23 protein-coding genes and 2 tRNA genes are annotated in these 24,781 nt (G+C 39.0%); 14 read left to right on the top strand and 11 right to left on the bottom strand.

Features of this window, described 5'->3' with window-relative positions; translation table 11 throughout:
• Positions 1-240 precede the first annotated feature (240 nt).
• Positions 241-1,050, top strand: a complete 810-nt coding sequence (locus tag B1C82_RS08005) for a hypothetical protein (protein WP_157894115.1) — start codon at positions 241-243, stop codon at positions 1,048-1,050.
• A gap of 227 nt (positions 1,051-1,277) precedes the next feature.
• On the opposite strand, the gene B1C82_RS08000 is transcribed toward B1C82_RS08005, so the two are convergent.
• Together B1C82_RS08000 and B1C82_RS07995 are read right to left on the bottom strand one after the other, a co-directional pair.
• Positions 1,278-1,359, bottom strand: a tRNA-Tyr gene (locus B1C82_RS08000).
• A 61-nt stretch (positions 1,360-1,420) separates the two neighbouring features.
• A tRNA-Thr gene (locus tag B1C82_RS07995) sits at positions 1,421-1,493 on the bottom strand.
• An 88-nt stretch (positions 1,494-1,581) separates the two neighbouring features.
• On the opposite strand from B1C82_RS07995, the gene B1C82_RS07990 reads away from it, so the two are divergent.
• From B1C82_RS07990 to B1C82_RS07975, 4 genes are all read left to right on the top strand, one after another.
• The gene (locus tag B1C82_RS07990; protein ID WP_086447090.1) at positions 1,582-1,965 is read left to right on the top strand and encodes a hypothetical protein; all 384 of its coding nucleotides are present in this window, start codon (positions 1,582-1,584) and stop codon (positions 1,963-1,965) included.
• Positions 1,966-1,980: 15 nt separating this feature from the next.
• Positions 1,981-2,805, top strand: a complete 825-nt coding sequence (locus B1C82_RS07985; RefSeq protein ID WP_086447089.1) for a transketolase — start codon at positions 1,981-1,983, stop codon at positions 2,803-2,805.
• 203 nt (positions 2,806-3,008) lie between these two features.
• Positions 3,009-3,908: a transglutaminase-like domain-containing protein gene (locus B1C82_RS07980; protein WP_167373752.1), complete on the top strand. Its 900-nt coding sequence runs from the start codon at positions 3,009-3,011 to the stop codon at positions 3,906-3,908.
• A 90-nt stretch (positions 3,909-3,998) separates the two neighbouring features.
• Complete coding sequence (locus B1C82_RS07975) at positions 3,999-4,958, top strand: polyprenyl synthetase family protein (protein WP_086447087.1); 960 nt, start codon at positions 3,999-4,001, stop codon at positions 4,956-4,958.
• 63 nt (positions 4,959-5,021) lie between these two features.
• Here the strand turns inward: B1C82_RS07975 and B1C82_RS07970 are convergent, their stop codons facing one another.
• Both B1C82_RS07970 and B1C82_RS07965 read right to left on the bottom strand, forming a co-directional pair.
• Positions 5,022-5,561, bottom strand: coding sequence for a hypothetical protein (locus B1C82_RS07970; protein ID WP_086447086.1), 540 nt, complete (start codon positions 5,559-5,561; stop codon positions 5,022-5,024).
• 200 nt (positions 5,562-5,761) lie between these two features.
• Positions 5,762-6,511, bottom strand: a complete 750-nt coding sequence (locus tag B1C82_RS07965) for an LIC10920 family plasminogen-binding lipoprotein (protein WP_086447085.1) — start codon at positions 6,509-6,511, stop codon at positions 5,762-5,764.
• 152 nt (positions 6,512-6,663) lie between these two features.
• On the opposite strand from B1C82_RS07965, the gene B1C82_RS07960 reads away from it, so the two are divergent.
• Both B1C82_RS07960 and B1C82_RS07955 read left to right on the top strand, forming a co-directional pair.
• Positions 6,664-7,806 carry an LBF_2804 family protein gene (locus tag B1C82_RS07960; RefSeq protein ID WP_086447084.1) on the top strand — a complete coding sequence of 381 codons (1,143 nt, stop codon included), beginning with the start codon at positions 6,664-6,666 and terminating at the stop codon, positions 7,804-7,806.
• Positions 7,807-7,850: 44 nt separating this feature from the next.
• Positions 7,851-8,885, top strand: coding sequence for an MBL fold metallo-hydrolase (locus tag B1C82_RS07955; protein WP_086447083.1), 1,035 nt, complete (start codon positions 7,851-7,853; stop codon positions 8,883-8,885).
• Positions 8,886-9,019: 134 nt separating this feature from the next.
• Here the strand turns inward: B1C82_RS07955 and B1C82_RS07950 are convergent, their stop codons facing one another.
• Genes B1C82_RS07950 through B1C82_RS07940 form a run of 3 tightly spaced genes read right to left on the bottom strand, consistent with a single transcriptional unit; the run spans position 9,020 to position 12,633 of the window.
• Positions 9,020-9,790: a ribonuclease H-like domain-containing protein gene (locus tag B1C82_RS07950; protein WP_086447082.1), complete on the bottom strand. Its 771-nt coding sequence runs from the start codon at positions 9,788-9,790 to the stop codon at positions 9,020-9,022.
• Between the two features lie 15 nt (positions 9,791-9,805).
• Positions 9,806-11,575, bottom strand: coding sequence for an apolipoprotein N-acyltransferase (locus tag B1C82_RS07945; RefSeq protein WP_086447081.1), 1,770 nt, complete (start codon positions 11,573-11,575; stop codon positions 9,806-9,808).
• Positions 11,572-12,633, bottom strand: coding sequence for a lipase secretion chaperone (locus B1C82_RS07940; RefSeq protein WP_086447080.1), 1,062 nt, complete (start codon positions 12,631-12,633; stop codon positions 11,572-11,574). The genes B1C82_RS07945 and B1C82_RS07940 overlap by 4 nt, the downstream gene beginning before the upstream one ends.
• Positions 12,634-12,745: 112 nt before the next feature.
• Between B1C82_RS07940 and B1C82_RS07935 the strand changes: the two genes are divergently transcribed.
• Positions 12,746-13,771, top strand: coding sequence for an NAD(P)-dependent oxidoreductase (locus tag B1C82_RS07935; RefSeq protein ID WP_086447079.1), 1,026 nt, complete (start codon positions 12,746-12,748; stop codon positions 13,769-13,771).
• A gap of 44 nt (positions 13,772-13,815) precedes the next feature.
• Here the strand turns inward: B1C82_RS07935 and B1C82_RS07930 are convergent, their stop codons facing one another.
• Positions 13,816-14,472, bottom strand: a complete 657-nt coding sequence (locus B1C82_RS07930) for a flagellar assembly protein FlaA (protein ID WP_411550315.1) — start codon at positions 14,470-14,472, stop codon at positions 13,816-13,818.
• Positions 14,473-14,582: 110 nt separating this feature from the next.
• Here B1C82_RS07930 and B1C82_RS07925 point away from each other — a divergent pair, with 110 nt between their 5' ends.
• Together B1C82_RS07925 and B1C82_RS07920 are read left to right on the top strand one after the other, a co-directional pair.
• Positions 14,583-15,023 (top strand): hypothetical protein, encoded by a 441-nt coding sequence (locus tag B1C82_RS07925; protein ID WP_086447077.1) that lies wholly within the window; start codon positions 14,583-14,585, stop codon positions 15,021-15,023.
• A 108-nt stretch (positions 15,024-15,131) separates the two neighbouring features.
• Positions 15,132-16,370, top strand: coding sequence for a hypothetical protein (locus tag B1C82_RS07920; RefSeq protein ID WP_086447076.1), 1,239 nt, complete (start codon positions 15,132-15,134; stop codon positions 16,368-16,370).
• A gap of 361 nt (positions 16,371-16,731) precedes the next feature.
• Here the strand turns inward: B1C82_RS07920 and B1C82_RS07915 are convergent, their stop codons facing one another.
• Together B1C82_RS07915 and B1C82_RS07910 are read right to left on the bottom strand one after the other, a co-directional pair.
• Positions 16,732-17,301, bottom strand: coding sequence for a hypothetical protein (locus tag B1C82_RS07915; RefSeq protein WP_086447075.1), 570 nt, complete (start codon positions 17,299-17,301; stop codon positions 16,732-16,734).
• A gap of 16 nt (positions 17,302-17,317) precedes the next feature.
• A complete protein-coding gene (locus B1C82_RS07910; protein ID WP_086447074.1) occupies positions 17,318-17,950 on the bottom strand; it encodes a TetR/AcrR family transcriptional regulator in 633 nt (210 codons plus the stop codon).
• A 133-nt stretch (positions 17,951-18,083) separates the two neighbouring features.
• Here B1C82_RS07910 and B1C82_RS07905 point away from each other — a divergent pair, with 133 nt between their 5' ends.
• On the top strand, positions 18,084-19,373 hold the full coding sequence (locus B1C82_RS07905; protein WP_086448519.1) for an NADH:flavin oxidoreductase/NADH oxidase family protein: 1,290 nt from the start codon (positions 18,084-18,086) through the stop codon (positions 19,371-19,373).
• A 60-nt stretch (positions 19,374-19,433) separates the two neighbouring features.
• Here B1C82_RS07905 and B1C82_RS07900 read toward each other — a convergent pair whose 3' ends face one another.
• Positions 19,434-20,687: an MFS transporter gene (locus tag B1C82_RS07900; RefSeq protein ID WP_086447073.1), complete on the bottom strand. Its 1,254-nt coding sequence runs from the start codon at positions 20,685-20,687 to the stop codon at positions 19,434-19,436.
• Between the two features lie 438 nt (positions 20,688-21,125).
• On the opposite strand from B1C82_RS07900, the gene B1C82_RS07895 reads away from it, so the two are divergent.
• The 3 genes from B1C82_RS07895 (at position 21,126) to B1C82_RS07885 (ending at position 24,762) form a co-directional block, all read left to right on the top strand.
• Complete coding sequence (locus tag B1C82_RS07895) at positions 21,126-22,220, top strand: L-dopachrome tautomerase-related protein (RefSeq protein ID WP_086447072.1); 1,095 nt, start codon at positions 21,126-21,128, stop codon at positions 22,218-22,220.
• Between the two features lie 185 nt (positions 22,221-22,405).
• Positions 22,406-24,013 (top strand): xylulokinase, encoded by a 1,608-nt coding sequence (locus tag B1C82_RS07890; protein ID WP_086447071.1) that lies wholly within the window; start codon positions 22,406-22,408, stop codon positions 24,011-24,013.
• 74 nt (positions 24,014-24,087) lie between these two features.
• Entirely contained in the window at positions 24,088-24,762 is a 675-nt protein-coding gene (locus B1C82_RS07885) for a TetR/AcrR family transcriptional regulator (protein WP_086447070.1), read from the top strand.
• Positions 24,763-24,781 lie beyond the last annotated feature (19 nt).

Below are 24,781 nucleotides of genomic sequence, written 5' to 3'. Positions count from 1 at the left end.
AGAGCGCGCTGCTTCGGGTTCGCGCATTCGCGCTCATCCGGGCAAACCCGGACTAAAGCCCTGCGCATCGCTGTCGCGGTGTTGGTGGAGATTGAGGGATTTCCGGTAAATATCATTTCTATTGAATAGAAAAATGAAAAATCATAAGAGCAAAATGTTGTTTTTTCAAAAAAATGATAAATATTTAATCAAATGAAAGATTTCTTTTCTGTTTTTTTAGAAAGATTTAAACATCCCATCTTGTATTCAGTCGTAACGGCTCTTGTACTTTGGAATTTTGATTACATCTATCTTTTAATTGTTTCAGCATTCTATTACCCGGAAATGAATCCTGAAAAATTAATGATGAGCTTTGTTGAAACACTTCGTAGCTACAGGTGCGAAAGAGTTTGGTTTCCAATAATAAAGGGAACACTCGTGGGATTATTTATTCCCCCATTAATAGATATAGTATATTCAACTGTGGTTGCATTAGCTATGAGTATCAAAGAGAAGGGAATTAATTTTGGAGATAGATTTTCTTGGTCATTTAAAATTCGTGATGCCAGAGATATAAGCTTAAGCTTAGCTAAAAATTGGGAAGACATACAATACTGGAGTAGCACAGGAAGATTAAACTTACATTCTCGGATTCTTATATTTAAAGCAGCTTCGTACATTGAAAAAAATCGCGTTGTTATGTATAATTCGAAGACTAACCAGTTAGAATACCCATCTGATAAAAATGATAAAATATTAGGGGTCGTATACGATTTATTTCCTTATAATTTGGCTTTGGTTGTAACTGGCGGATCAATTTTGGATGATTCTATTTCCACCCATTTCGTCGGACCCGAGGCAGGAGATTGGTTGTTAAAGTTAACCGAAGAAGGAAAACTCGTGGTAATGGAAGAAAGTGAAAAAAATGCGAATATTCCGGCATATGCTTCTATTCGCAGCGCAGGTGGAGATTTTAGTAAGCAGAATCGAATTTTTATAATTCTGAATTCAAGTAATGATTCTAAGGCTTTAAATCTTTCCCTTAGTTATAGATTATTTGGGGAAGATTGATTAATAAATTATATATCAGAAAAAGGATTCGCCTCTACGCAGTCTCACTTCGTGTTCGACTGGGCTCCGAGGCGTCTTTCTCGCGCTCTTCGCCATCCATGGCTCGAGTCGCATTCATTTACGCTCCCTACGGGTCGCTATGAATGCTTTCACTCGAAAGCTTCGAATCCTTCCAAGGATTTTTCAGTATATTAGGATTTTGTTTTAAGGGGAAAGGAAGAAACTTTTGGGCAGGGAAGGATTCGAACCTTCGAAGGCTGGGCCAGCAGATTTACAGTCTGCCCTCGTTGACCGCTTGAGTACCTACCCGTTGTTGAAAGCCATTATTTTTGCTTAGGGTGGCTGGTCAATCTTATTCGGAAAATGAACGAGCTGCCTATAGGAATCGAACCCACAACCGTCTGATTACAAATCAGATGCTCTACCAATTGAGCTAAGGCAGCGTTCAAGAGACAGTTTTCGAAATCATTTTGTCGGGTCAATCGATTAAAAAGGATTTTCTCCTAGTTTCAAATATTGTCTTTTGGACAGATGTCTCTTTTTCTGATCAATACTGGAATGACTCTCTCAATCCTATTTTTTTATACAGGGTATTGGTTTCGTTTTCGGAATAACCGATTACATAGGATCTTTAACTTAGGAGGGATCCTTTTTAATTTGAGCACAGCGGTTTATTTGCTCGGCTTAAAATATTTGGGGCCAGGGATAGAGCAGTCAGGACTAATCGCCACTGTCGATAAACTGTATATAGACATTCATAGAGCGATTGCTGCTATTACACTTATTCTGATGTTACTCATGGGTTGGTCAGGGCTGACTAGAAAAAAAGAATTCCATAGGAAGCTTCATTTTATTTTTCTACCATTATACACACTCGTTTATCTATCGGGACTGTTTTTGTTCCGCTCGAATTAATACCGGAGCGCCTACGTGGAAGACACCAAAGAAATCAAAATATTCGCTAATAATATCCGCAAAAACGTGATCAAAATGGTTACTGCGGCTAAATCCGGTCACCCGGGCGGCCCGCTCGGATTAGCAGATATCTACGCAGTATTATACAAAAAGGTCTTAAATCATAAACCTTCTGATCCAGATTGGGAAGATAGAGATAGGCTTATCCTTTCCAACGGTCACGTATGCGCAGTACGTTATGCTGCTATGGCTCAGGCAGGATTTTTCCCAGAGTCCGAACTTCTTACTTTTAGGAACATAAACTCTAAATTACAAGGGCATCCTTCTACCCGTTATTTAAAAGGAATCGAAAGTTCTTCCGGATCTTTAGGCCAAGGACTTTCTGTTGCAGTAGGAATCGCTTTAGGTGCAAGACTTTCTAAAAAAGACTACAAAGTATATGCATGTATCTCTGACGGAGAATGTGGAGAAGGTATGACTTGGGAAGCAGCACAATCCGCTGCTCACTATAAGACCGACAATCTGATTGCGTTTATGGATAAAAACGGGATCCAGATCGACGGATTCACCAAAGATGTGATGAATCTGGAACCTCTTAACAAAAAGTTTGCTGCATTCGGATGGAATGTATTAGAAGCAGATGGTCATAATGTTGAATCCATTATCTCCGCTTTCGAAAAGGCAAAAGCTCATAAAGGTTCCCCTACAATTATTCTTTTCGAAACTGTTCTTGGAAAAGGTGTCTCCTTCATGGAAAATAACCCAGGTTGGCATGGAACTCCTCCAAATGCAGAGCAAGAAAAGAAAGCACTCGAAGAATTAGAACAAGTAATCGCTTAATCCCCTAGGGTTAGAGAAAGAAATTTTTCTAACCCAAATATTTTTCTTAACATAACAAAAGTCTCATTCATCTTTTCCGATCGCTTGAACAAGTGTGTTCGAAAAAGATGGAAGACATAGTTATCTTATTGTACTCATCCTTTTTTTGTTCATATCTTTCAGATCCGAATTGACTTTCGTTTTTGAAATCAGATTTTATATATATGCAATTTTCCGATTCTTTCTTCGGCACAGTTCCTTTTCCCCCGGACAAGATCGAGGACAAGTTTTATCAGTTGGAGTTTTCTTCTCTTCAAGATAAATCTAGGATCATAAAAGAGATCGCTAGCATGATCCCTTGGCAAGTTAGAGTTCAGGAGATTGCAGACGAACTAAAAGATCCGACTCTTAGAGTTTTTGCACGTTCAGTGAGTGCAGAAGTTCATTCAGAAAGAATCAGCTATCGTTATTCTATCTTAGCAGAAAAGGGCCATCCAAATCATTACGATGATCTGGAAGAAGGTGTATTTCTTCTTTCATCCGTGATTGATTCAGATCTTTCTTATTTGGAGTTCAGAACTTATCTGGACAAGATTGCAATTCGTGTCGAGGAACTCGTGGACTTGAACGAAGACCTCGCGTCAGACGAAGTCAAAGTGCATTTTTTAACTCGAGTTCTTTCTCAGGAAGAGGGTTTTGGCGGAAACCACGACCAATACGAGGACCCGAATAATTCCTACCTGCATAAGGTATTCTCTTCTAAAAAGGGAATACCTATCTCACTTTCCGTTATCTATCTCTTAGTGGCTCATAGATTGCAACTCCCCTTATATGGGGTGAATATGCCTTTGCACTTTCTATTACATTTTGAATCTTCTGAATTCCAGACTTACATCGATTCTTATCATGGCGGCGTAATGTTGGATCGTTCTACCTGCATTCGTTTTCTAAAAGCCAACGGATTTCAAGCCCATGAAAGATACTTCACTCATGCGAGCAGCTTGACAATTCTCAAAAGAATGTTCAGAAATCTAATTCATATCTATCGTAAAAAAGAGGACAGAGATATGGAAAAGGTCCTTTCTCGTCATCTTCTCGCCTTGGACAATAAGTGGAAACCTTGACCAGAAATTGGTTAGGAACTTCACTCCTTTCGCCCTTTACTGCTTGAGCCGAAAATTCATTTCTAAATACTGTCGTAACAGGAAACCCGCGTGAAAGCAAAAGGATTGAAAGATCTCTTAGTCCGTAAGTTCGATAAAAAACTAAAAGATATCATAGACGAAGATCTGCGCATTCTGGCCGAGATCAAAGAATATACGATTCGGTCGGGTGGAAAAAGAATACGTCCTATTCTGCATTATTGCCTTTGTAAGATCCTTGGCTATAAGGGAGATAAATATTCCGACGTTGGTGCTATCGCGGAACTCATCCATGCTGCTAGCCTTCTTCATGATGATGTAGTAGATGAGGCCCAGACCAGAAGAGGAATGCCAAGTGTTCCTTCTAAATTCGGAAACAAAACTTCTATCTTAGCAGGGGATTATCTTCTTGCATGCGGAATAGACCATCTAAACAGTTTGGGTTCTCCGGATTTGATGGATCTTTTTACAACTGTGATCAAAGATCTTTCCGTGAGCGAACTTATTCAAATGGAATGGGAGAAAAATCCCAAAATTACATTAGATATCTATAATAAAGTGGTCTACGGAAAAACTGCATCCCTATTCGGAGCTGTATCAGAAGCAGCAGGTATATTAACAGAAGTTCCTAAGAAAACCAGAAAAAAATTACATGAGTTCGGGATCCGCTTGGGTTCTTTATTTCAGAAACAGGATGATGCGATCGATTATTTCCAAGCAGGAGATCAAACTGGAAAGATCCCTCTAAAAGATTTCCGTAATGGTTTGTATACCTATCCGGTCTTAAAGCTATTAGAAGTTGCAGATAAAAACGATAAAAAGTTAGCTCATTCTTTGTTTGCTAAGGAAGAAAGAAATTCAGATGACGATCTTGTCATTCTATCCTTATTGAACCGATATAATATTCGGAAAAGTTTAAACAAAGAATTTGTCGCCGACGTAGAGGGATTATTAACCTTCTTAAAATCGTATCCGGAATCTAACGAGGGTAATCTTGTTAAAGAACAATTCCGCAAATTGATGGAAGTCTGATTCTTTGAATGGGAGAGAAGGAAGGCGAAAGAATTTCTCTCGCCTTCTGTAGCACGTAAATAGTTATTTTTTGCCTGGAACTTTTACTTGCACTTTGGAAACTTCTTCCAAGAACTTTTTGATATTCGCTCTTGCTGAATTTTCATTTGCTAGTCTTAATCTTCTTACTCCAAATATAGCATCGCCAATAGTTGCTTCGCCGGATTCGTCGACTAAAAGTTCAGAAATTACCTGAGTTCCTTTGGATAATGTGTATTTGATCTTCGTTTTTACTGTAAAAGTGGTTCCGAAGTAAGGTCGATCCACATCTACGATCTCGATTTTAAGGTGCCAATTGTTCCCGAATTGTTCTTCGAGAGTTTCGAAAAGGCCTGCTGCTGCTACGGATTCTTTTACTGCTGCAGTGAATTCTTCGTCAGAAATTTTGGAAATCCAAAATGGCAAAGTAATACTTCCGCCCACAGATTCGTTGATATAGATCTTATCTCCGACTTTTTTGGGAGCTTTAAAGTCTGTAACTCTCATTCCTTCTCTCGTAGAAGGGAAAGCACAGTTGAACATTACTAACGCAGAAGCGATCAGGAAAATAGTCTTACGATTCATTTTTGTCCTTTTGGGATTGATTTAGAGTAGTATGATTTTCTAAAGTGCGTAACGGTCAAATATTTTAGATACAAGGGAGAATCACTTTATAATAATATGAATATTCCTCTATCCCAAATGAGGTACCTAAAGTAAGGGATGGGCATAAAAAAAGCCGCGGATGAACCCACGGCTTTTTAGCTATTTAATCTAAATGTTTATTACTGGCTGGTTGTCGATGAACCGGAAGGGATCGCGTTACTTGTACAGTTAATATCACCCTTGATGGAAACAGTAGGACCGCTTGCGGTATTCGTATTATAACATTTTAAACCATCTTGCGTATAACACATACTGGAAGAAGTAGCAGAAGTACAGTTGATAAAGTCTGTAGTATAACATTGGGTCAAGGCGAGACCTGCAGATCCTGTTGTTACTTTATTTCCCACTAAATCCAAAGTAACTGTTAGATAGGAGAGCGCTTGTGTGCTAGAAGTTCCAGTGTCCACAGGTACTCCACTTCCGCCCCAGAAAATTTTTCCGTAGTTTGCTACCACAGGTGAAACTCCTAATGCAGGGAGGCCGGAGAAGGAAAACCCTTGCTGAGCATCAACTGTTCCTTGGTTTTGAGTCGCATCGTAAACGAATTTTAAAGTCACGAATGCACCTGTAGTAAAATACATCCTGGAATTGATTGTAAATAAATTCGTAGTGGATCCTGTTCCTCCGGTCGTCGTTCCTGTGGTTGTTCCACCGCTGGAGCTAGAGTAAGGAGTAGCTGTTCCACAGTTGGAAGTTTTATCCTTATCAACTTCTCCCTGGATAGGGAAGGTGGAACCATCCGTTCCAGTTACAGTAAGATCTACTTTATTAGTATCACCAGTATTGCAAGACACGAGCACCGCGGCCGTGGCGATTAGGCCGATAAATGCAGGGAATAATTTGGAAATAAACGATTTGGAGAACGCCATAATTCTAATATCTATCTTCGGAAAATCATGGTCAAGAATGAAATCTTGGGAACGAAAACTCGACCTGTTGGGCCTTAGACCCGGAAAACTCCTAGAAAGGTTCCGCCATTGAGTTGACTTGCCTTCTATTTTAGTTTCCGATCGTCCTCCTGATGACTGTAAGGGCCGAATCTTATTCAGATTATAAACCAGGTGTTTTGGAAAAATGGGGGATTAAAATTCTCCGGAATTATGTCGATGCGGAGAAGGAGGAAGAAAAAGGTCTTGGACCAAGCACTGACTTCTTCCCCAAAAGTACTTGGATAATACGTTGGGCATCTTTCTTAGGATTGCAGATCGGATTTTGGACCACTTATTTTATTATCTTAGTAGAAAAACTTTTTCCTGAATCACCAGAAACATTTTCTCCCGCTTTTATCGAAAAATGGAGTTATGCAGGAGCGGCTCTCGCAATCGGAACCATAGTGGAATTTTATCTGCTTTATAAATTAGGATTATGGGCCGCATATAAACTCACAAAACTTTCAGGAATCCGGTTGGAAGAAGATCCAGACCTTGTCACCGGAAACGCAAATTTACTCTCCAGAATGGCATTGGAAATTCCCGATCCTGATCTAAAACTTTTAGGGATAGATCCATTAAGACTCACTGACAAAAGAAGTTTACTCATCAGAACATTCTTCTATAAGACAAAAGTTTTACTTTCTAATTTGATCGCAAAGATCTTTCTCCGAAAAATTTTAGCAAGAAACTCATTGAGAGTGTATGCTGATTATGTGGCCGCTCCTATTACTGCGATCTGGGACGGAGTGGTCATGTATCTGATTTTAAAAGAACTTAGGATCAGATTATTGTCCAGGATCATAGCTAGAGAAGTTACGGACGAAATATTACAAAATAAGGATAAACTCAGCAAAGAGGGACAGATTGCATTCTTGGCTGCCGTAGGGAACTCAGTAGTATTCACGCAAATATTCCATCCTAATTTAGAATATATGCTGATCAAAATGCATAAAGGATTTGGTTTAAATTCACACGATGGCTCTTTGGACGACCTAGATACATTCGGAAGTTTGGTTTCCCAATTATCTAAGGAAGAAAAGAAAGCTTGTTTGAAATTATTATGTATCGCGTGCTCCTTCGATGGGAAACTATCAGCGTTCGAAACAAAACATATTAAACGAATTCTGGGAGAAGACGCAAAAGAGAATTTAGACTCAATTAGAATTCTTTCTGAGTATATCCGAAAAGGAAATTTAGAAGCTTGCAGAGAAAGGAGTCGCTTATTTTCCTAGAAGACGTGCTAGGTAGATTGACTTAGTAAAGGGAGAATTCGAGTTTGAAAATATATCACTATGACTCAATTCCAGATGTAAAAGAAATCGGGGACGGAATTTTTAAAACGGAGATCCCTCAGCCGTTTTATGCTCCCAATAATATTTATATTCTTCCAGACGGAGAACCTGCACTGATTGATTCGGGTTATCTTGCAAATTTGGGAATGCTCCAAAGAGCACTTCGAAAGATCGGACTTAGTTTAGGTAAGATCAAACATATCTTTTATACTCATAATCATTTGGATCATCTAAGTGCCGTTCTTACTATTCGTTATTATACAGATGCGAAACTATATGCAATGAAGGGAATGGCATCTGGTATCGGGAATTATCTGGAGCATGTAGAAATGTTTAACAGAGCTTCCAAACGATTGGTGTATAAAGGCCATAGAGTTCCGGAAGATCGTAAAAGGGAATTATCAAGGATAGAAGAAGGAAATCTAAACTTAAGAAATACATTAAGTAGAGGAACTCGAATTGATCCTATCTTAAAATTTGATATAGAATTAGAAGAAGGAGATGTGATCCATGCCGGCGGAAGAGATATCGGATTTTTACACACCCCTGGTCATAATCTTTGGCATCTCACTCCTTATATCTTAGAAGAGAATATATTTTTCACAGGAGACCTGGTCTTACAAAATATCTCTTCTATTTACGCAGAGATAGACGGTAATCTAGAGGATTATTATCGCTCTTTAGAAAGGATTTCTAAGATGAGCATTCGTAGATTATTGCCTGCTCATGGGCCAGAACCTGAATCTCCTCAAAAGGCGATCAAACTTCTTCATAAAACATTGCAGATCTTGGAAAGAGGCGTGATCCGCAGGCTTAAGGAAAAGGAATACGACCTTTCTTCCTTAACTTTGGAAGCAATGGGAGAGAAGGTCGCTAATTCGGGATATTATAATACAGCGATGGCAATATTACATTCTATGGTCCGTAAGTTTATAGACAAGGGCTGGGTGGAAATAATCGAAACGGAACCGCCTTACGAAACTTATCGTTGGATCGCTGAACCGGAGCCGCAGAGTTAGGAGAGGCGCGGGATTTGGCACGCAGAGGCGCTAAGACGCAGAGAGTTTTTAAAAACGATTTATAAGAACTTCTCTCAGCGACTCTGCGTCTCGGCGTGAGAAATAAAACGCTGTGGCTCTGCTCCCTCTGCGCCTCAAACCTCGGGGATGACTTCTCCGAAAAATCGTGTCTCTTTGATCTTCAAGTTGTAGGCTTTAATAAACAAAAGTTCTAGGTTGACTACATCTTCTTTATTATATTTTAAAAGAAGATCTAATGCGTCTTGGTCATCGTACTGAACATATTGCCACCATAATCGAACAGCATCTGCACCATTGACTTCGTAAGGAAGATCTCTTTTAATACCTAAGGCTTTCTCACATCCTTTCAGGCCACCCTTGATCCCAAGGCTGCGAAGAATATACATTAGATCTAAATGACGGTTCTTGAATTTTTTACCGAATTCTCTTTCTAAGAAAGGAACATCGAACGCAGCGCCATTATAAGTCACAAAAACATGAGAAGATAAAAGTTCTTCCGGAAAATCGTCCATATTCCTTCCTCTCAGATACGTTTTGAAATCTTTACCGTCGTATGTTCCAACAACAGTTACAAAGTCGCCACTTCCTAGGCCGGAAGTTTCAATATCTAAGTAGAGAAGATTTTCTCTGATAATTGGAAATAGTCTCCATTTTTGTTGGTTGGGAAGAGCGAAGAAAAAATAATCCCAGTTCTTTCTATTCATTTCCTTTCTGGAAAAATCCAGAGAGTCCAAAAGTAATCTGGAATGCATATCGGAAGGGGACTTTACTTTTTCTTTTAACACTTCTCTGAGTTCTTCCCAATGAAGAATGCCTTGGTCCCAGAGTTTTCCCTCTTCGATCACGTCGATGCCAGGGAGATGGCAGAATGTATGCTCTAACAAAGATCCCCCTTGGAGTTAACCCTTAGTTTTGGAAAACGTCTTTTTTCCTACAAGAAAGAATAACGTGAATATCAGGATTGTATAAAGATAAAAAGGAAAATTTCCCCATTTGGAATAGAATGTATTTCCACCCTCTTTCAATTTTGTAGCAGGGAGTAAAAATGATCTGGTGTTTTGTTCTCCATATCTTGTCGGATGAATTAAACTTCTACCATACGGATCCACAGCGAGTGAAATTCCTGTGACTGCTGGACGCACTAATGTAAGACCGAATTCTATTGCTCTAAATCGAACTGCTCCCGCATGCTGCCATGCTTCTACTTCTGAAGAAAACCAAGAGTCGTTTGTTGGATTTACGAAAAACGTATATGTATCCTTGGATGCGAATTTTACTGAGTCTCTAACAAGATAAGAGAACATTGCCTCGTAACATATCAATGGTAAGATTTGGTAGGAAACATTTTCTTCTTTGCCGGAGTTAGTTAAAATTGGACGGAAATGATCTGGATTTTGGATCAAAGGAGTTTCTTCTTCCGTAGGTAGAGAAGGAACTCTTTCTCTTCTAAGCGATCGATTTCCGATAAGAGGTTTAGGATCTCCTCCAGTGATATAAAAGGACGTTTCTTTAAACAGCTTTCTCAGAAAAGGAAATGTAGATTCGAAAGGAATATATTCCCCGAAAGCGAGTAATCTTCTTTTGTCGTAACGTTCTACTTCTCCATTAGAAGAAGAAAGAAGTGTAACCTGGTTTTTTAAACCTTCTGGGAATCGGTTTAACTCGTTATATAAAATGTCCGCGCCTGATTTATACGTTAGATACATTAGGGCGCCATGGAAAGTGGATGAATACGCTCCTTGTCCCGGATTTTCATTTGGGATAGTTCCATGAAACGGAACAGCGGACTCAGGCAAAAATAAAAGATCAGGGGGTGGTGAAGTTTCCAAAGAAGAACGAAGACCTAACTCTAAGCTTGTGCTGATTGTTTGTCCAACAAATTCTGGGTTTTCAGCCAGTTCTCTTTTGCCAGGAGAAGTATTTGGTTGTATTAGAACTCCTGAAAGTTTTAAAATCCCATCTTCAATCGCAGGAGTGGAACTTGGCACAGTATAGTCAGGAGCGGAATAAAGTCTGAAACCTCCCAAGGTCCAAACGATTCCGAAAATTAGGACCCCAGCAATCCCATATCTTTTTACGGAAGGGTTCCTGATTAAAACTAACGAAGAGCTTCCTAAAAGTAGAAAAAATCCTACTCCAAATATACCAGTGCAGGATGCAATTTGGGAAAAGGAAAGATTCCCTTCCGCTAAATTTCCCCAGTACCAAGGAAACAGCTGGGGCATAATCAGATCGGATAATACTCCCCAAACAGGAAAGATCAACCAACCAAATAGAAGGGCTCTCTCTGGAGATTTAATGTATTTATTATATAAGAATAAACTGAAATTCCATCCTAAGTAAAAGATGATTAGTTTACAATGTGAGAAGACACCATATACCAGAAATAGAGCCCAGGAAATGCTCGCACCTGCTCCTGAAATTGCGGAAATGGAAGAGGGGATCCAAAAAAACACGATAAGATTAATGATCTGAGAAAGCCCCAGAAGCCAGAAAATCGCAGATCTAAGTTTCCATTCTCTCAACTCTAAGAATAGAATATATGCGCATAACGCGGAAAGCCCTCCCGCAGGAAAAAACTCAAAGGGCTCCATTCCGAAGAGGATTCCGGACGCAATTCCGATCAGGCATAAAAATGGTCGGATCGGATTTCTGGAAAACCGGATCATTTGCCTTGCAAACGTCTTTGGTCTTCTTCTAAGGCTTTTCTTCTAGCATAAGCCTCTGCTTCTTCTTGGCCTAAAATTTTAACTCTGATCTCGCTTAGGGCCTTTTCTTTTTCTTCAGGTCTTGCAGTTGGATGGCTTTTTAGCCAATTCTGTTCTTCTTGTGCGGTTTGCTCTTCCTTCTTCTTTTCCGCATCAATTTCTTTTAAGACTTTTTCAATCCGATCAGCTCCGTCTTTGCCGAAATATTTTTCTCGGATTGCACGAACCTGAGGATCTTTTTCTGCAGCAGATAATTTGTTAAGGTCTGCTTCTTTAAAAAACAGTTCAGTTTCGTATTTATTGAACTTAGGCTCTCTTTTGTTAATCGTATTATAATAATTTCCGTAAACTCCCTTACGATATTCTTCATATCTTGCGAGTTTTTTATCCCCAGGAAGATTTTTAACCTCGCTTAAGAATTGATCATATCCGAATTGAAAGTCCTTCTCGGCTTCTTCTAATCCGAAAATCAGTTTAGCATCTTGATCGGAAAAAAGTTCTCTTCTCTTCTTCTTTATGATTTCGTAAATTTCTTCCTGGCTTTTGCCTTTAGGCTGCTCAAATTCTCTTAATACGATCTCATAAGAAAGATATTTTCGGAAAAGACCAACGAGTCTTTCTCCATCCGCTCCAGGATATTGTTCTAGGATGAACGCTTTTACTATTTCGTTACATTGTTCCGGAGTATAATCTGCCGGACATTTTCTTCTTAATTCCCAAAGAGAAGATACAAGATCCAATTCTCCATTCGCTGCATATTTTAGGATCTCGTCATAGCTTAACCATTGACCGTCTTTATATAGCTCGCGAGAAGTTGCCATGATCTCTGGATTGATGATCCATTCTCCGTTCTCGTTTTGGGTTACAGTAAAGCCGGAAGAATCCTCCCCATCAAAACCGAAGTCTCTGCCGGTAGAACCAGGCTCCCAGAAAAGGAATACAATCAATACTATAAGGATTAAAAAACCAGAGGCAAAAAGCCAGATTTTTTGGGGGATTTCTTTTAAACGTTCTAACATTTGAAATATTTACCGGTTGGAAAGCATTGAAGGTATTGATTGGGTGCTAGAAGGCAAGAGTTTTTACGGAAAATAAATTGGCGATTCAGGTCCTTTTTTAAAAGATTCCTTCATGTCTCTTCCTATTCTTTTTTATCCGGAAGGAACCGTAGGTGCCTCGGAAATTTTTTCCCATTTCCGCAACTTAGATGTCAGATCTTATCCGGCCAAATCTCCGGAAGAAGTCGAAAAATTTAAACCTACAATATTAATTGCAAACACTAGACTCAAGGTGAATCAAGAGTCCTGTCGGACGTTTCCTAGTGTTAAAATTTTTGCGACAGTGAGCTCGGGAACAGACCATGTGAATTTTTCGGATCTAAAAAAAGAATCTCGCGTATTCATCAATTCTCCGGGAAGTAATGCAGGTTCTGTTGCTGAATATTGTTGGGTTTCACTTCTTCATTTTTTTTCGGAAGAAGAATTGAGAAAGAAGAATGTAGGCATCATAGGTTTCGGAAATACAGGTAAGAAATTTGCTAAAATTTTAGAAGAGAAGAAGATTTCCTATATCTATAACGACCCCTTTATCAAGGATCGATCTGTTCCCTTAGATGAAATTCTAAAATGTTCCATAGTCAGTCTTCATGTTCCTCTTACCTCTACTGGTCCTTATCCTACCGTAAATTTGCTCGACAAAGGTAAAATTTCTAAATTGAAAGAAGGAACACTTCTTCTGAATACGAGCAGAGGAGAAGTTTGGTCCGAAGAAACCTTCCAAATTATTTTAGAAAGAGAAGATCTATACAAAGTCATCGATGTGTTCTCTCCGGAACCTCCTAATGGAAAGATTGCAGAACAAATGGCAAGTTTAGAAAAGTCTATATTTACTCCTCATATTGCGGGTTATAGCCAGCTAGGAAGATTACTCGGAACTTACAGACTTGCGGAGAAGTTATGTATTTTGTATAAAGAAAATAAACTTCCTCCACTTTCTGAATTTATAAAACCAAATCAGCCAATCTCCACAGAAACTTTCTTAAAAGAAGAAGACCAGAAGTTAAGAGAATCTTGGAAGAATGCAGACTGGGAATATTTTGAAAGAAGAAGGAATTCTTATCCGGCCAGAAAAGATCTAGGGCTTGCGGATCTTAATTAAAAGATATATTAAGTCTATCGGGGGAAGCTTCACAAGAGTGCGAATTATTTTACTAAGGCCTTCTCACCAGGAAACAAAAGGTATTTAGGTCTTGCCTTTGCAAGAATATCATCAATTACGAAAACTTCTCTCGTACCTCTTTTTCTTTCGAATGGCGCCTCGTATAAAAATCCCAAGAATACAAGTTCTGAATTTTTATGAGTCACCAGATCGTCTTGTCTTACTTTGCGAGTGATGTCTAAGGATAAGACCTTCCAACCTGAAAAATTAAAATGTGTGAGTAATAATTTCTTTTGATCTAAACTGGAATCTCTCACTAAAACAAAAAGAGAACCACCTCCATCGTTTGCATACACATGAAACTTGAACTCTTTTACAAATTCTTTGGAGGACCATGGTTTTTTGAATAAGATCTGGAAGGATTGATTTTTTTCTGCACTTAGTTCAACATATAAAGATTTTTCAGATTCTCTTTCTGGAGTTCTAAACACAGTAGAGATCCTTACCTCAGGACTGAAATCAGGTCCAAGTTTTGCTTTTACGTTTTCTTCTCCAAAAACTTCGGTTTCAAAATCTTGGACCACGTATTCTTTATAAATTCCAGAAAGATCCTTGGGTAAGATTTCGCCTGATAAAATGAAAATCACTGCGAGGATGGAAAAAAATTTCAGTGAATAGATCCTAGATTTTTTCGATCCCATGGTTTTTATTTCGGCCAGATTCTTAAAAATAACTAGCATCTAGTTTATTTTCCTTAGATCCTTTTCTCTAAAAACTTGATGGTGTATCTGCCTTTTCAAGAATCAGTAATATGGATTCTTCAGAAGATCCTTATTTACCAACTCAGTTAGGATTCGGGGAGGCATTTCGTTCTGCTTTTCATGAGTTTTTCGGAGATGAGAAAGATTTACAATACGAATTGTACGATCTAAAGTCTGAAGGCTCAGGGCCTAAAGCAAAATGGTCTACCTTCTCTATTCGGAATCCATTGGGAGGCCGATCCATCGTATTTAGATTCGATCCTGATTCTGGGACATTCTACGCTATGTTAAAAGTGCAAGTGATTCCTGGGGAAGAAGATTGGAGTTTAGATTCTTTTTTTCAGAAAAATGGGTTTTCTGAAATCGATTCTGCAGAAGTACAAAACAATGCTGGAGAATGGCTTTTTCATTCTTTAGCCAGGCATTATCTGGGAACCATTTTCAGTCATTGCCCCCGTCTTTTAGAGCCTGATTATAAGTTGGAACCCTAAATTAATCTGGAACAAATTCTACAAAATTTGACATAACTGAACGATCGATATCCCAAAAAAGATGGGAAAGATTCGAGGGAAATTTGTTATTAAGTAAAAGGCCCTACCATGAAGCGTATTGTTTTATTATTAAGTATCTTTCAAATTCTATATTGCAACCAAGCCAAAGAAGTGAATATAGACGCTTCCCAATCCTTAGTGGGTCTTGGCTTAGATCTGTCATTATCCAACCAATTTTCGCCTACTGAAAATGGGGTCGAGTTTGTAGCGGTAGGTGTAGCTTGCTCCTTATGGACGAGTATAGATGGGGTTGCATGGACTGCGAGTTCGGGTTCTTCTACTTTTCCGGATTGCACTGGAGGAGGCTTATACTCAGTCACTTATGGAAATGGTCTATTTGTCGCAGTAGGAACGATCACTAGTGATTTTACTAGCAGAACAAATAACTGTGGGCTTTGGACTAGTCCTGATGCAGTGACCTGGACTAGGGTCTCATGTCCTAATTTTTCAGCTTATCCTGCGATCGGAAATCTACCATTACGTACTATCTCTTATGGTTCCATTGGCGGGGTGGCAAAATTTATCGCAACGGGTTCCAAATTTGCTTACGGTGATGGGGAAAAGTTATATGCGATCCAAAGTTTGGACGGAGTTACCTGGACCGCAATTGAAAATCTGGCAGGACCAGATTATGGAACCGTTGATGCTTCTTGTATAAGCTCAATTTATAATAATACAATGTATTGTTCTATGGAAGTGGGGTCCTACACCGCTATAATAAAATATAATCCTGCAGCTTCCATTAATGTTCGGGAATCATTTCCTCCAGGAGGAAGCTCTTTGGAATCGGTGGTATGGAATCCTCCTACGGCCTCTCCTTATGAGATGACTACATTTCAGTTTTTCCGATCCCGTTCAAATGATTTCTATTTAGTTGGAACTAGATCGAGTGATTCTGTAGCTGTGAGTTCCAAAATGAACTCGAACGGAACATGGCCTGCTACTGTAGCCACAGGTTTCGGAACGAATAGTAGACCGAATGGATTTGCAAGTGATAAGTCCGGCAATATTTATACATTTGGACCAAATTGTAAATGGGCTTATTCTTCTAACCAAGGAGCGTCCTGGACTTCTTTCACTACTCTGGATACTTGCGGAGGTAGCAGTGGATACAATGATTGGATGTCTGCGGCCTATAGCTCAAAACTGAATCGAATTGTGGCAGTTGGGGATTCAGGTTCTATTGGAACCACAGGAATTTCACCAACACTAAGTACGGATTGGACATACGTGCATGTTGCAGGTGTCAATCTTGAGATGACTTCAGTAACTAGCAAAAACAAGTAAGATTTACAAAACCTAGATCTAAAATAAATTTGGGAAGAACATGGACCCAATTTTAATTATAGTGATCGTATCCGGATTTTTTGTCGGGATTTTGTACGGACTCTGGATCAAAAAAAGACATAAAGAATTAAAATAATCTAATTCTTTAGTCGCTGTCCCTCACTCAAGGGAATATGAAAAATTTTCTAAAAATGTAAGTCTGAGATTCTTCGTTTGTTCTCTAATATATAGAGATGAAGAATCAAAAATATAAATTGAGACTGTGGAAGTTTTATCGGATCGTTAGACCACTCATGGCGATCCTGATTTCTTTAGCGTTCTTGTTAGTGAGTATTTATCTTCCGATCAAGGTTTGAACAATCTAACCCGCGCCCAAAAGTAAGACATTTGTTAAAAGTATCGTTATAATAATCGAAACGCCACAGCCAATATAAAGTAGAATGCCAGCAAAGTATTTGAAGAAAAATGTTTGGAATTCAGTATTCATTTTTTTCGAAATAAAAAATTTATATATAAGAGTAATTATTATAGATGAATAAAATATATTTCGAAAGGAGCCCATTGCATCGAAAAATACTGCCGAAAGTGCAACGGAAATTGCAGATATATTTGAAATAGAGAACAGGCAAGCTGAGAACCAATAGTCGACTTTATTTAAGTATACTCCTTCTAATGTAAGCTTTTTTGCTTCGAAAGACACAAAAGATAAGATGATTGCTGCTAAAAGAATATTGATGACCCCTACTAATTCTACTTTGTTTGCGAGAATCGACTTCCATAGTGAAAAAAAGATCACTAACGTAATGAAGAAAAGTGGTGCGAAGAACAACCAGAAAAGAAGTTTAATTTGAGACCTTTCGATTTCAATCTTCGTTTGAATTAATACATCAAGAAAGATAAAAAATATAAAAATAGTTAAGTACAAAATCATCAGTTTTTTCTAAATATTAAATCTCACAGCCATCCTGAGGAAGGAATAGCATAGATTTAAAAAAGACTTTGAGTACTTCTCGACCTTTGGTTTGCAATGCCCTTTTATCCGAAATATCAGATTGGATCTGTAAACCATCAAAAAGTGCAAGTAGAGTCCTTGCAGAAAGTTCTGGAGAAAGATCCGCTTTGATCTTGCCACTTTCCTGAGATTCCTTAATCGCCTTAGCGAAAAGTTTTTCTAAAGAATCATAAAAACTTAATATTTCTTTTTCCATTGCTCCGCAAGCAGTCGCTTCCGCAAATAAACGAGGGCTACAATTTCCCTCTACTGCCAGTCGATTCGCAAGTCTTTCTAAATATTCTACCAAGCGCAGGTGAGGAGGGAGAGCTTTTACTTCAGGCTCTTCGAACCCGAATCTTTCCCAGGATAAAAAATTCTGTATGAGAGTGTCTCTGATCTCTTCTTTACTTTCAAAATGAAAATAGATTCCACCTTTTGTCAGTCCTGCAGCGTCAGCTATGTCCTGGACTGAGGTTCTTTCAAAACCTTTGCTAAAGAAACATTGCATAGCCGCCTGAAGAATGGATTCCTTTCGGACTTCTTCAGGCATTTTTTTCCAACCGGGTTTAGCTTTGCTCAGTTTCATTCCTGCCCTCTGTTTCTATATTTTTCTTTGGCCCGTCAAACGAATTCTCTCGTTTTTCTAAAAATAAATACCAACCGGTAGGAATTTTAATTGACCGGGTAAGTCCAATAAATACCGAATGGTAGGAAATAACTTGAGTGAGAATTTTATGATCCAGGCATTATCAAAGGAAGGAATTTCATCCGAGCTAAAACTTCCAAACGGCCAAATACTCAAAAACAGAATAGTAAAAGCATCTATGGAAGAAGGTCTTTCGGATAAGGAATTTCTTCCTAGTAAAAGTTTATTCAAACTTTATGAAAGATGGTCTCAATCAGGTGCTGGACTTCTTCTTACCGGAAACGTAATGGTGGACGTGAATGGACTCACTGGTCCGGGCAATGTAATCTTGAGAAAAGATATGGATCTTGCTCCGCTCAAAAAATGGGCAGAGATAGGGCAATCTGGCGGTTCCAAAATTTGGATGCAGATCAATCATCCAGGAAGACAAACATTCGGTTTTATTAATAAAACGCCTGTGGCTCCTTCTCCAATAAAAGTACATATACCAGGAAGAATGTTTGCAAAGGTTTTTGGAGAACCAAGGGCTTTAAGCGGAGAAGAGATCAAAGTCCTCATCCAGAAGTTCATAGATGCTGCAGTTTTAGCCGAAAAAGCGGGATTCAATGGGGTAGAAGTTCACTCCGCTCATGGATACTTATTAAACCAATTTCTTTCTCCTATTACCAATATTAGAAAAGATGAATGGGGTGGTTCTTTGGAAAATAGAGCCAGATTCCTTTTAGAAGTTTTGAAAGGTATCAAAGCATCGGTAAGATCGGATTTCGGAATTGGAGTTAAATTGAATTCAGCCGACTTCCAAGGAGGAGGTTTCCAAGAAGAAGATTCTATCCAAGTGATCAAAATGCTTGAGCCAATCGGTTTGGATCTTTTAGAAATTTCAGGAGGAAATTATGAATCTCCTGCAATGCAAGGAACAGGGACAGGTAGGAGAGAAGCTTACTTTTTAGATTTTGCAAAAAAAGCAAAAGAGATTACTAAGATACCTTTATTAGTTACCGGTGGGTTCAGAACTAGATCCGTAATGGAAGAAGCTATTCTTTCTAAAGAAGCAGATTTAATTGGGATTGCCGCACCATTTGCATTTCATCCTACATTCGTGAATGGATTACTTTCTGGAAAAATAGAAAAGGTCTCAGTAGAAATACCTAAACTTTCAAACCCTGCATTAAACTCACTATCTAAGATGTCAGCGATCCGTCTTCAGTTCAGAAGAATGGGAGAAGGAAAAGAACCAAGACTGCCAGGTTCTTTGGTTTGGAATATGATCAGAGACCAAATCAGAGGAAGGCGTAACGCTAAAAATTATGTAAAATTTTTGGAACTAATTTCTTCAAAACGGATCACATCTGAAACGACTTAATCCATTGAATAGCAAACCTTAAACCGTCCGTCGGAGTAATTCCGACGGACCTTTTTTTATTTATTTTCTGGAGAGAGAATTCTCCTGAACTTTTGCTCCAAGCATTAACGGAGATTCTTTAAGCAAGAAAGAAAGAACCAAGTTCAAAACTCCAAGACCTATGAATATTTTTAAGAATAGATCTATTCCTAAAAAGTTTAGTCCTAAGATAAAAAATATCCCAGAGATCTGACCAATCCAAAGTAAAAGTCCTTGGGAAGAAGATTCAGGTGCAGGAGAAGTAATCTCTGCACAATATTGGAATCCGATCGGTGCGCCGATCCCAAGTAAGAAGAATCCAATTAAGAATGCTCCTATTAAAACTAATGTATAATCGTTCGCTAAGGAGAATAATAGCATTCCCGGTAAAAATCCGGCCATGGCGATCACTAAGAAAGGTTGCCTTTTTCCGACTTTATCAGAGATCAATGGAACAAAGATACCAGCGATAATTCCAGACATTAACATCATTCCAGCAATTTCGCCAGACTGTGTCATGTTCAGTTGTTTTGTTTCACAGATCTGATCTATACAAGTGCTGACTGCATTAAATACTCCGAGTCCAATCAGGAAAAGGAGTAGAGATTTTCTCATATCTTTTTGGCTTAAGATATGTTTTAAACCTTCGAATACTTTAAATTTAGATTCTTGCAGATTTGCTTTATCCGGAGCAGTTGGAGGTTTCTCCTTGAAGAAAGCGAGGAAGACAACCGCTCCTGTTACAGCAACTATTCCGTAATTTAAAAGAATTCCAGGAATCTCTTGAGGATTCGGATTCACTTCTCCTAACATTCTAGGAGTGATTGCCATTACTAAAATAATACCTATAAATTGCGCTAATGTTCCAATTGCTACTGCTGTAGCTCTTTCTGTAATCGGGAACCATTGAACACTTACTTTTGTGACTGCGTTTAATATGAAAGGTTGGGCGATTGCTAAACCGATTTGAGATGCAACTACTATGCTAAAATTGTCTGCATAAACTCCTTTACTTAAGGAGAAAATTCCAGTAAGAGCGGCTCCTACTCCTACTCCGATCTTAATCCCATATGTATCAATGATATAAGAAGCGGGGATTGCCATTAACACAAAAACTCCCATAAAGATTAGGGAGAGAAGATCTATTTGAAGACTTGATACTTCGTAAAATAATTTAGCTTCTCTGGCTATAGGCGCAAAAGTCAGCCACTGGATTTGAATAATCGCCGTAATTAGTGCGTATAGACCAAGAATCACCCATCTGTAGCCGTATACCTTTACTTGGTTTTCACGCATAGAAAGCCCCGTTTTTATTTAAATAATGAAAGAGATAAAAATTCGCATCACTTAGGTCCGAGGGAGTCATTACTATACGCTCGGAAGTAACAATGACAGTATAAGAGGTGTATGTTCTAGTTCCAAGCAAATTATAATTTTGGAATGAGAAGTACCTGTGATTTTAGATTCTAATTATAACAATCTCAATATTATGCGAATAAGTGATTTTGTAAAATGTAAGACGCATATAAGTGCAAGGTAATTCGATCCTATAATCCCGTTCTTTTTCACTTGAATACAAGTTACCATTGCTTACTAGTACTTTATGAAATAAGAAAGTTGTAAGTTTCGATTTTTGATAAAGGACCGACTTCTTAAATTCGGACGTTCGACTTAAACAATGCGGACGACCATTTTCTTTTTTGCCTTATGATATAAGGCAGTGGAGAAAATTTTATGTTAAAAAAATGGACAATTGCCTTTGCATTGGTTTCTACCATTGTAAAATGCGAAACAGGAAATTTAGAAGATAGGACAACGTTACCGAAGTATCCCAGCACATCTTTAGAAAAAGTGATCCAGTTGGATCGTCCTCCTGGCAATATAAGCGCGTCTGCATCCGGAAGAATCTTCTTCTCCTTCTTTCCACAAGGATCTCCTCCGATCAAAGTTGCAGAGTTAAAGAATGGCCAGGTCCTTCCTTTCCCGAACCAAAACTTTCAGAAAAATTTTAATACTGTCCTTTCCGTAAGAGTGGATGATAAAAATAGGCTCTGGACCTTGGATTATGGCAATTTAGGACTAACAAGACCAAAGGTTTATGCATTTGATATAGAGACTGGAGCTACCATCCACGAGTATGAATTTCCAGTTGCTATAGCTCCTAAGGATTCTTTGTTCAATGATATGCAGATCGATACCATAACGGAGACAATCTTTATTACAGATACAAGCCCTCTGATACCTGATCCAGGGCTCGTGGTATATGATATTACAAATAAAAAAGCAAGGCGTCTCTTAAAAGATCATGCTTCCGTAGTTGGCGAAAGAAACGAGATCGTGGTGAATGGATCTCCTTTCCAAGTAGCTGGAGTTTCTATTATATTTAATGCGGATTCCATCGCGTTGGATCAAAATAGAGAATGGTTATACTTTGCTCCTTTTACTTCCGGGGAACTATATCGTGCTAAAACCAGCGTTTTAAGGGATTCTACATTAACGGCGGCTCAGCTCGCGGCGCAGGTGGAACAATATTCCTTAAAATCGATGAGTGATGGGATCAGTATTGATAAGAATGGAAACATTTATGTAAGCGACGCAGAGCATTCTGCAGTGAACCTGATCGACGCAGATAAAAAGATCACTACTTTATTTAAGGATCCAAGTTTCCGTTGGCCCGATGGATTCAGCTATGCACCTGATGGATATATGTATCTGACTTGTAGCGCGCTAAACGAAGTATTCCTGCAAACAGACAGCACTATCTTAAGCAAAGGACCTTATTATATCTACCGATTCAAACCGGAAGCAGAAGGGATCATAGGTAGATAAATTTTAGCCCTGCATCGCTGTCGAGGTTGGTTCTGCGATTCAATTGACACGAAACAATAATCTCATATAACCGCCTTCTCATTTCGGAAAAGTGATTGCCCTTTTTAAGGGGTTTTCCAATCTCCTGATGAGTGAGCGCTCACTCATCTAGTTGTTTACAACTGGGTCTCGGAGGATTTTACTGCATGAAATCAAAAGTCTATGTTTTGGCTTACGATATAGGAACTACCGGGACCAAAACTTGCCTGTTTGAAATAGGTGATAGGCTTACTCTTGTAAATTCTGCGACCCAAGAATATGGACTCACACTTTTAGAAGGCGGAGGAGTGGAGCAAGATCCTGAAGATTGGTGGAATTCTATGAGAGATACCACTGCTCAAGTCTTAAAAGAAAGCAAATTAGATCCCTCAGAGATCCGTGGAATCTCTTTCTGTTCTCAAATGCAAGGTCTCGTTCTCGTAGATAAAGATCTGAAACCGGTTCGTCCAGCAATGAGCTATATGGACCAAAGAGCCCGTGAACAAATGAAAAAAGGAATAGAGCATGGGATCAAGATAGAAGGTCTGAATGCTTATAAACTTCTTCGTTCCTTACAGATCACGGGTGCTGTTGCAGGAAGTGTAAAAGATCCATTATGGAAATATAAATGGGTCGAATCAAAAGAAGCGGAAAAATTCGCGAGAGTTCACAAGTGGTTGGATGTGAAAGATTATCTGACTACTAGATGTACTGGCAGAGCTACCATGACATTGGATTCTGCATTTGCAACTTTCCTATACGATTCTCGTCCAGGCAAAAGCCGTTGGCATAAAGGACTCTGTAAAATGTTCGGAGTTCGTTTCGAACATCTTCCTGATCTAATACAATCCACAGACTTAATTGGTGGTTTGACTGAAATATCTGCAAAAGAACTAGGCTTAAAAGAAGGCACTGCGGTTTTTGGTGGAGGGGGAGACGCTACTCTGATAGGTATCGGAGCAGGTGCAGTACAAGAGGGAGACACTCATATTTATGCAGGAACTTCCGGCTGGGTATCAACAGTCACCAAAAGAAGAACTGTAGACATCAATTCGAGGATCGCATCCATTGTAGGTGCCAGAGCAGGATATTATAATTATTTCGGAGAACAGGAAACTTCCGGTAAATGTCTGCAATGGGTCAAGGACCATCTTGCCCTAGACGAGATCGATGTTTATTTAGAAAAAAAGAATGTAACCGAGAGCGAAGATGCGGTTCATGAAAGTCTTTTCGCATACTTATTCGAATCTATCAAGGACACTCCTGCAGGAAGTGATGGGGTCATCTTCACCCCTTGGTTGCATGGGAACCGCTGTCCTTTCGAAGATCCTGCAGCAAGAGGAATGTTCTTCAATATTGGTTTGGATACAGGAAAAAGAAAACTCATCCGATCAGTGATCGAGGGCATTTCTTTTCATAAACGTTGGATTTTAGAATTATCTCATGCAAAAATTCCTGCATCTTCCACAATCAGATTCGTGGGTGGAGTGGCACGTTCTCCTATCATTTGTCAGATTTTGGCGGATATTACAGGTAGAACGATAGAAACGATAGATCATCCTCAAAATGTAGGAGCAACTGGGGCCGCGGCAATTGCTGCATTAGGATTAGGTAAAATTCATTCTTTCGATGAGATCAAAAATCTAATTCCGAGTAAAGAAAGATGGAATCCGAATCCGGCGAATAAATTAATATATGATCGGAATTTTTCCGTATTCAAAAAATTATATGAGGCTAACAAAGCGCATTACGCAATTTTAAATACATATAAATAAAAAGAATCGAGCTTATCCCATAAGGGACTCCTTATGCAAAATGTATAAACTCGGTTCTCGCAGGGTGTCAACAGATGAAGAGAATAGAACAGTCCAATCGAGTTCGGGCTAAAATTTTAGAAGTATCCCGAAAACTTTTCGTAAGCGAAGGCTATGAGAAGGCAACCATACGTAGGATCATCGAGGAGGCAGAGATCACTACCGGAAGTCTTTATCATTTTTTCAAGAATAAGGAAGAAATACTACTCGCGATAGCTGGAGAAGTATTTAACGAAGCGGGTGAGACCGCCGAACGCCTGGTAGGTGAAATGGATCCTCCTTTGGTATTTGCCATGGAAGTGGGATTACAATTCTATCTTTGCCAAAAAAAGCTTACCATAGCGGAAACATACTTAGCGGCATATAAGACCCACGGTGTGACTGATATGATAGGAAATCGCGGCTCTCATAGAAGCAAGATTCTATTCGAAAAATATAATCCTGATTTTGACGAGCAGGAATACCTTATACGTACTTTGGCCTTCAGAGGAGTATTCCAAAGCCTTTTGGAAGAAATGGTGTATTCCGGAAAAATAGACAGGCTCCGAATGATGACTACGGTCATCCAATTGGGACTGACTACATTCGGAGTTCCCAAAGAAGAAATGGAAATCGCATTGCAAAAAACTTTCAGGCTTCTGAAAGAAAGAGCCTCTGAGATAGAAGCACTGTCAGAAGGATTACTGGAAATTTTCGTAAACGGAAGATAAACGAATTTTTTTTGCAGGA

Source organism: Leptospira venezuelensis (assembly GCF_002150035.1).
Taxonomy (GTDB): domain Bacteria; phylum Spirochaetota; class Leptospiria; order Leptospirales; family Leptospiraceae; genus Leptospira_B; species Leptospira_B venezuelensis.
Note: the sequence above shows the minus strand (reverse complement) of the source record. Positions and strands in the feature narration are given on the sequence as shown.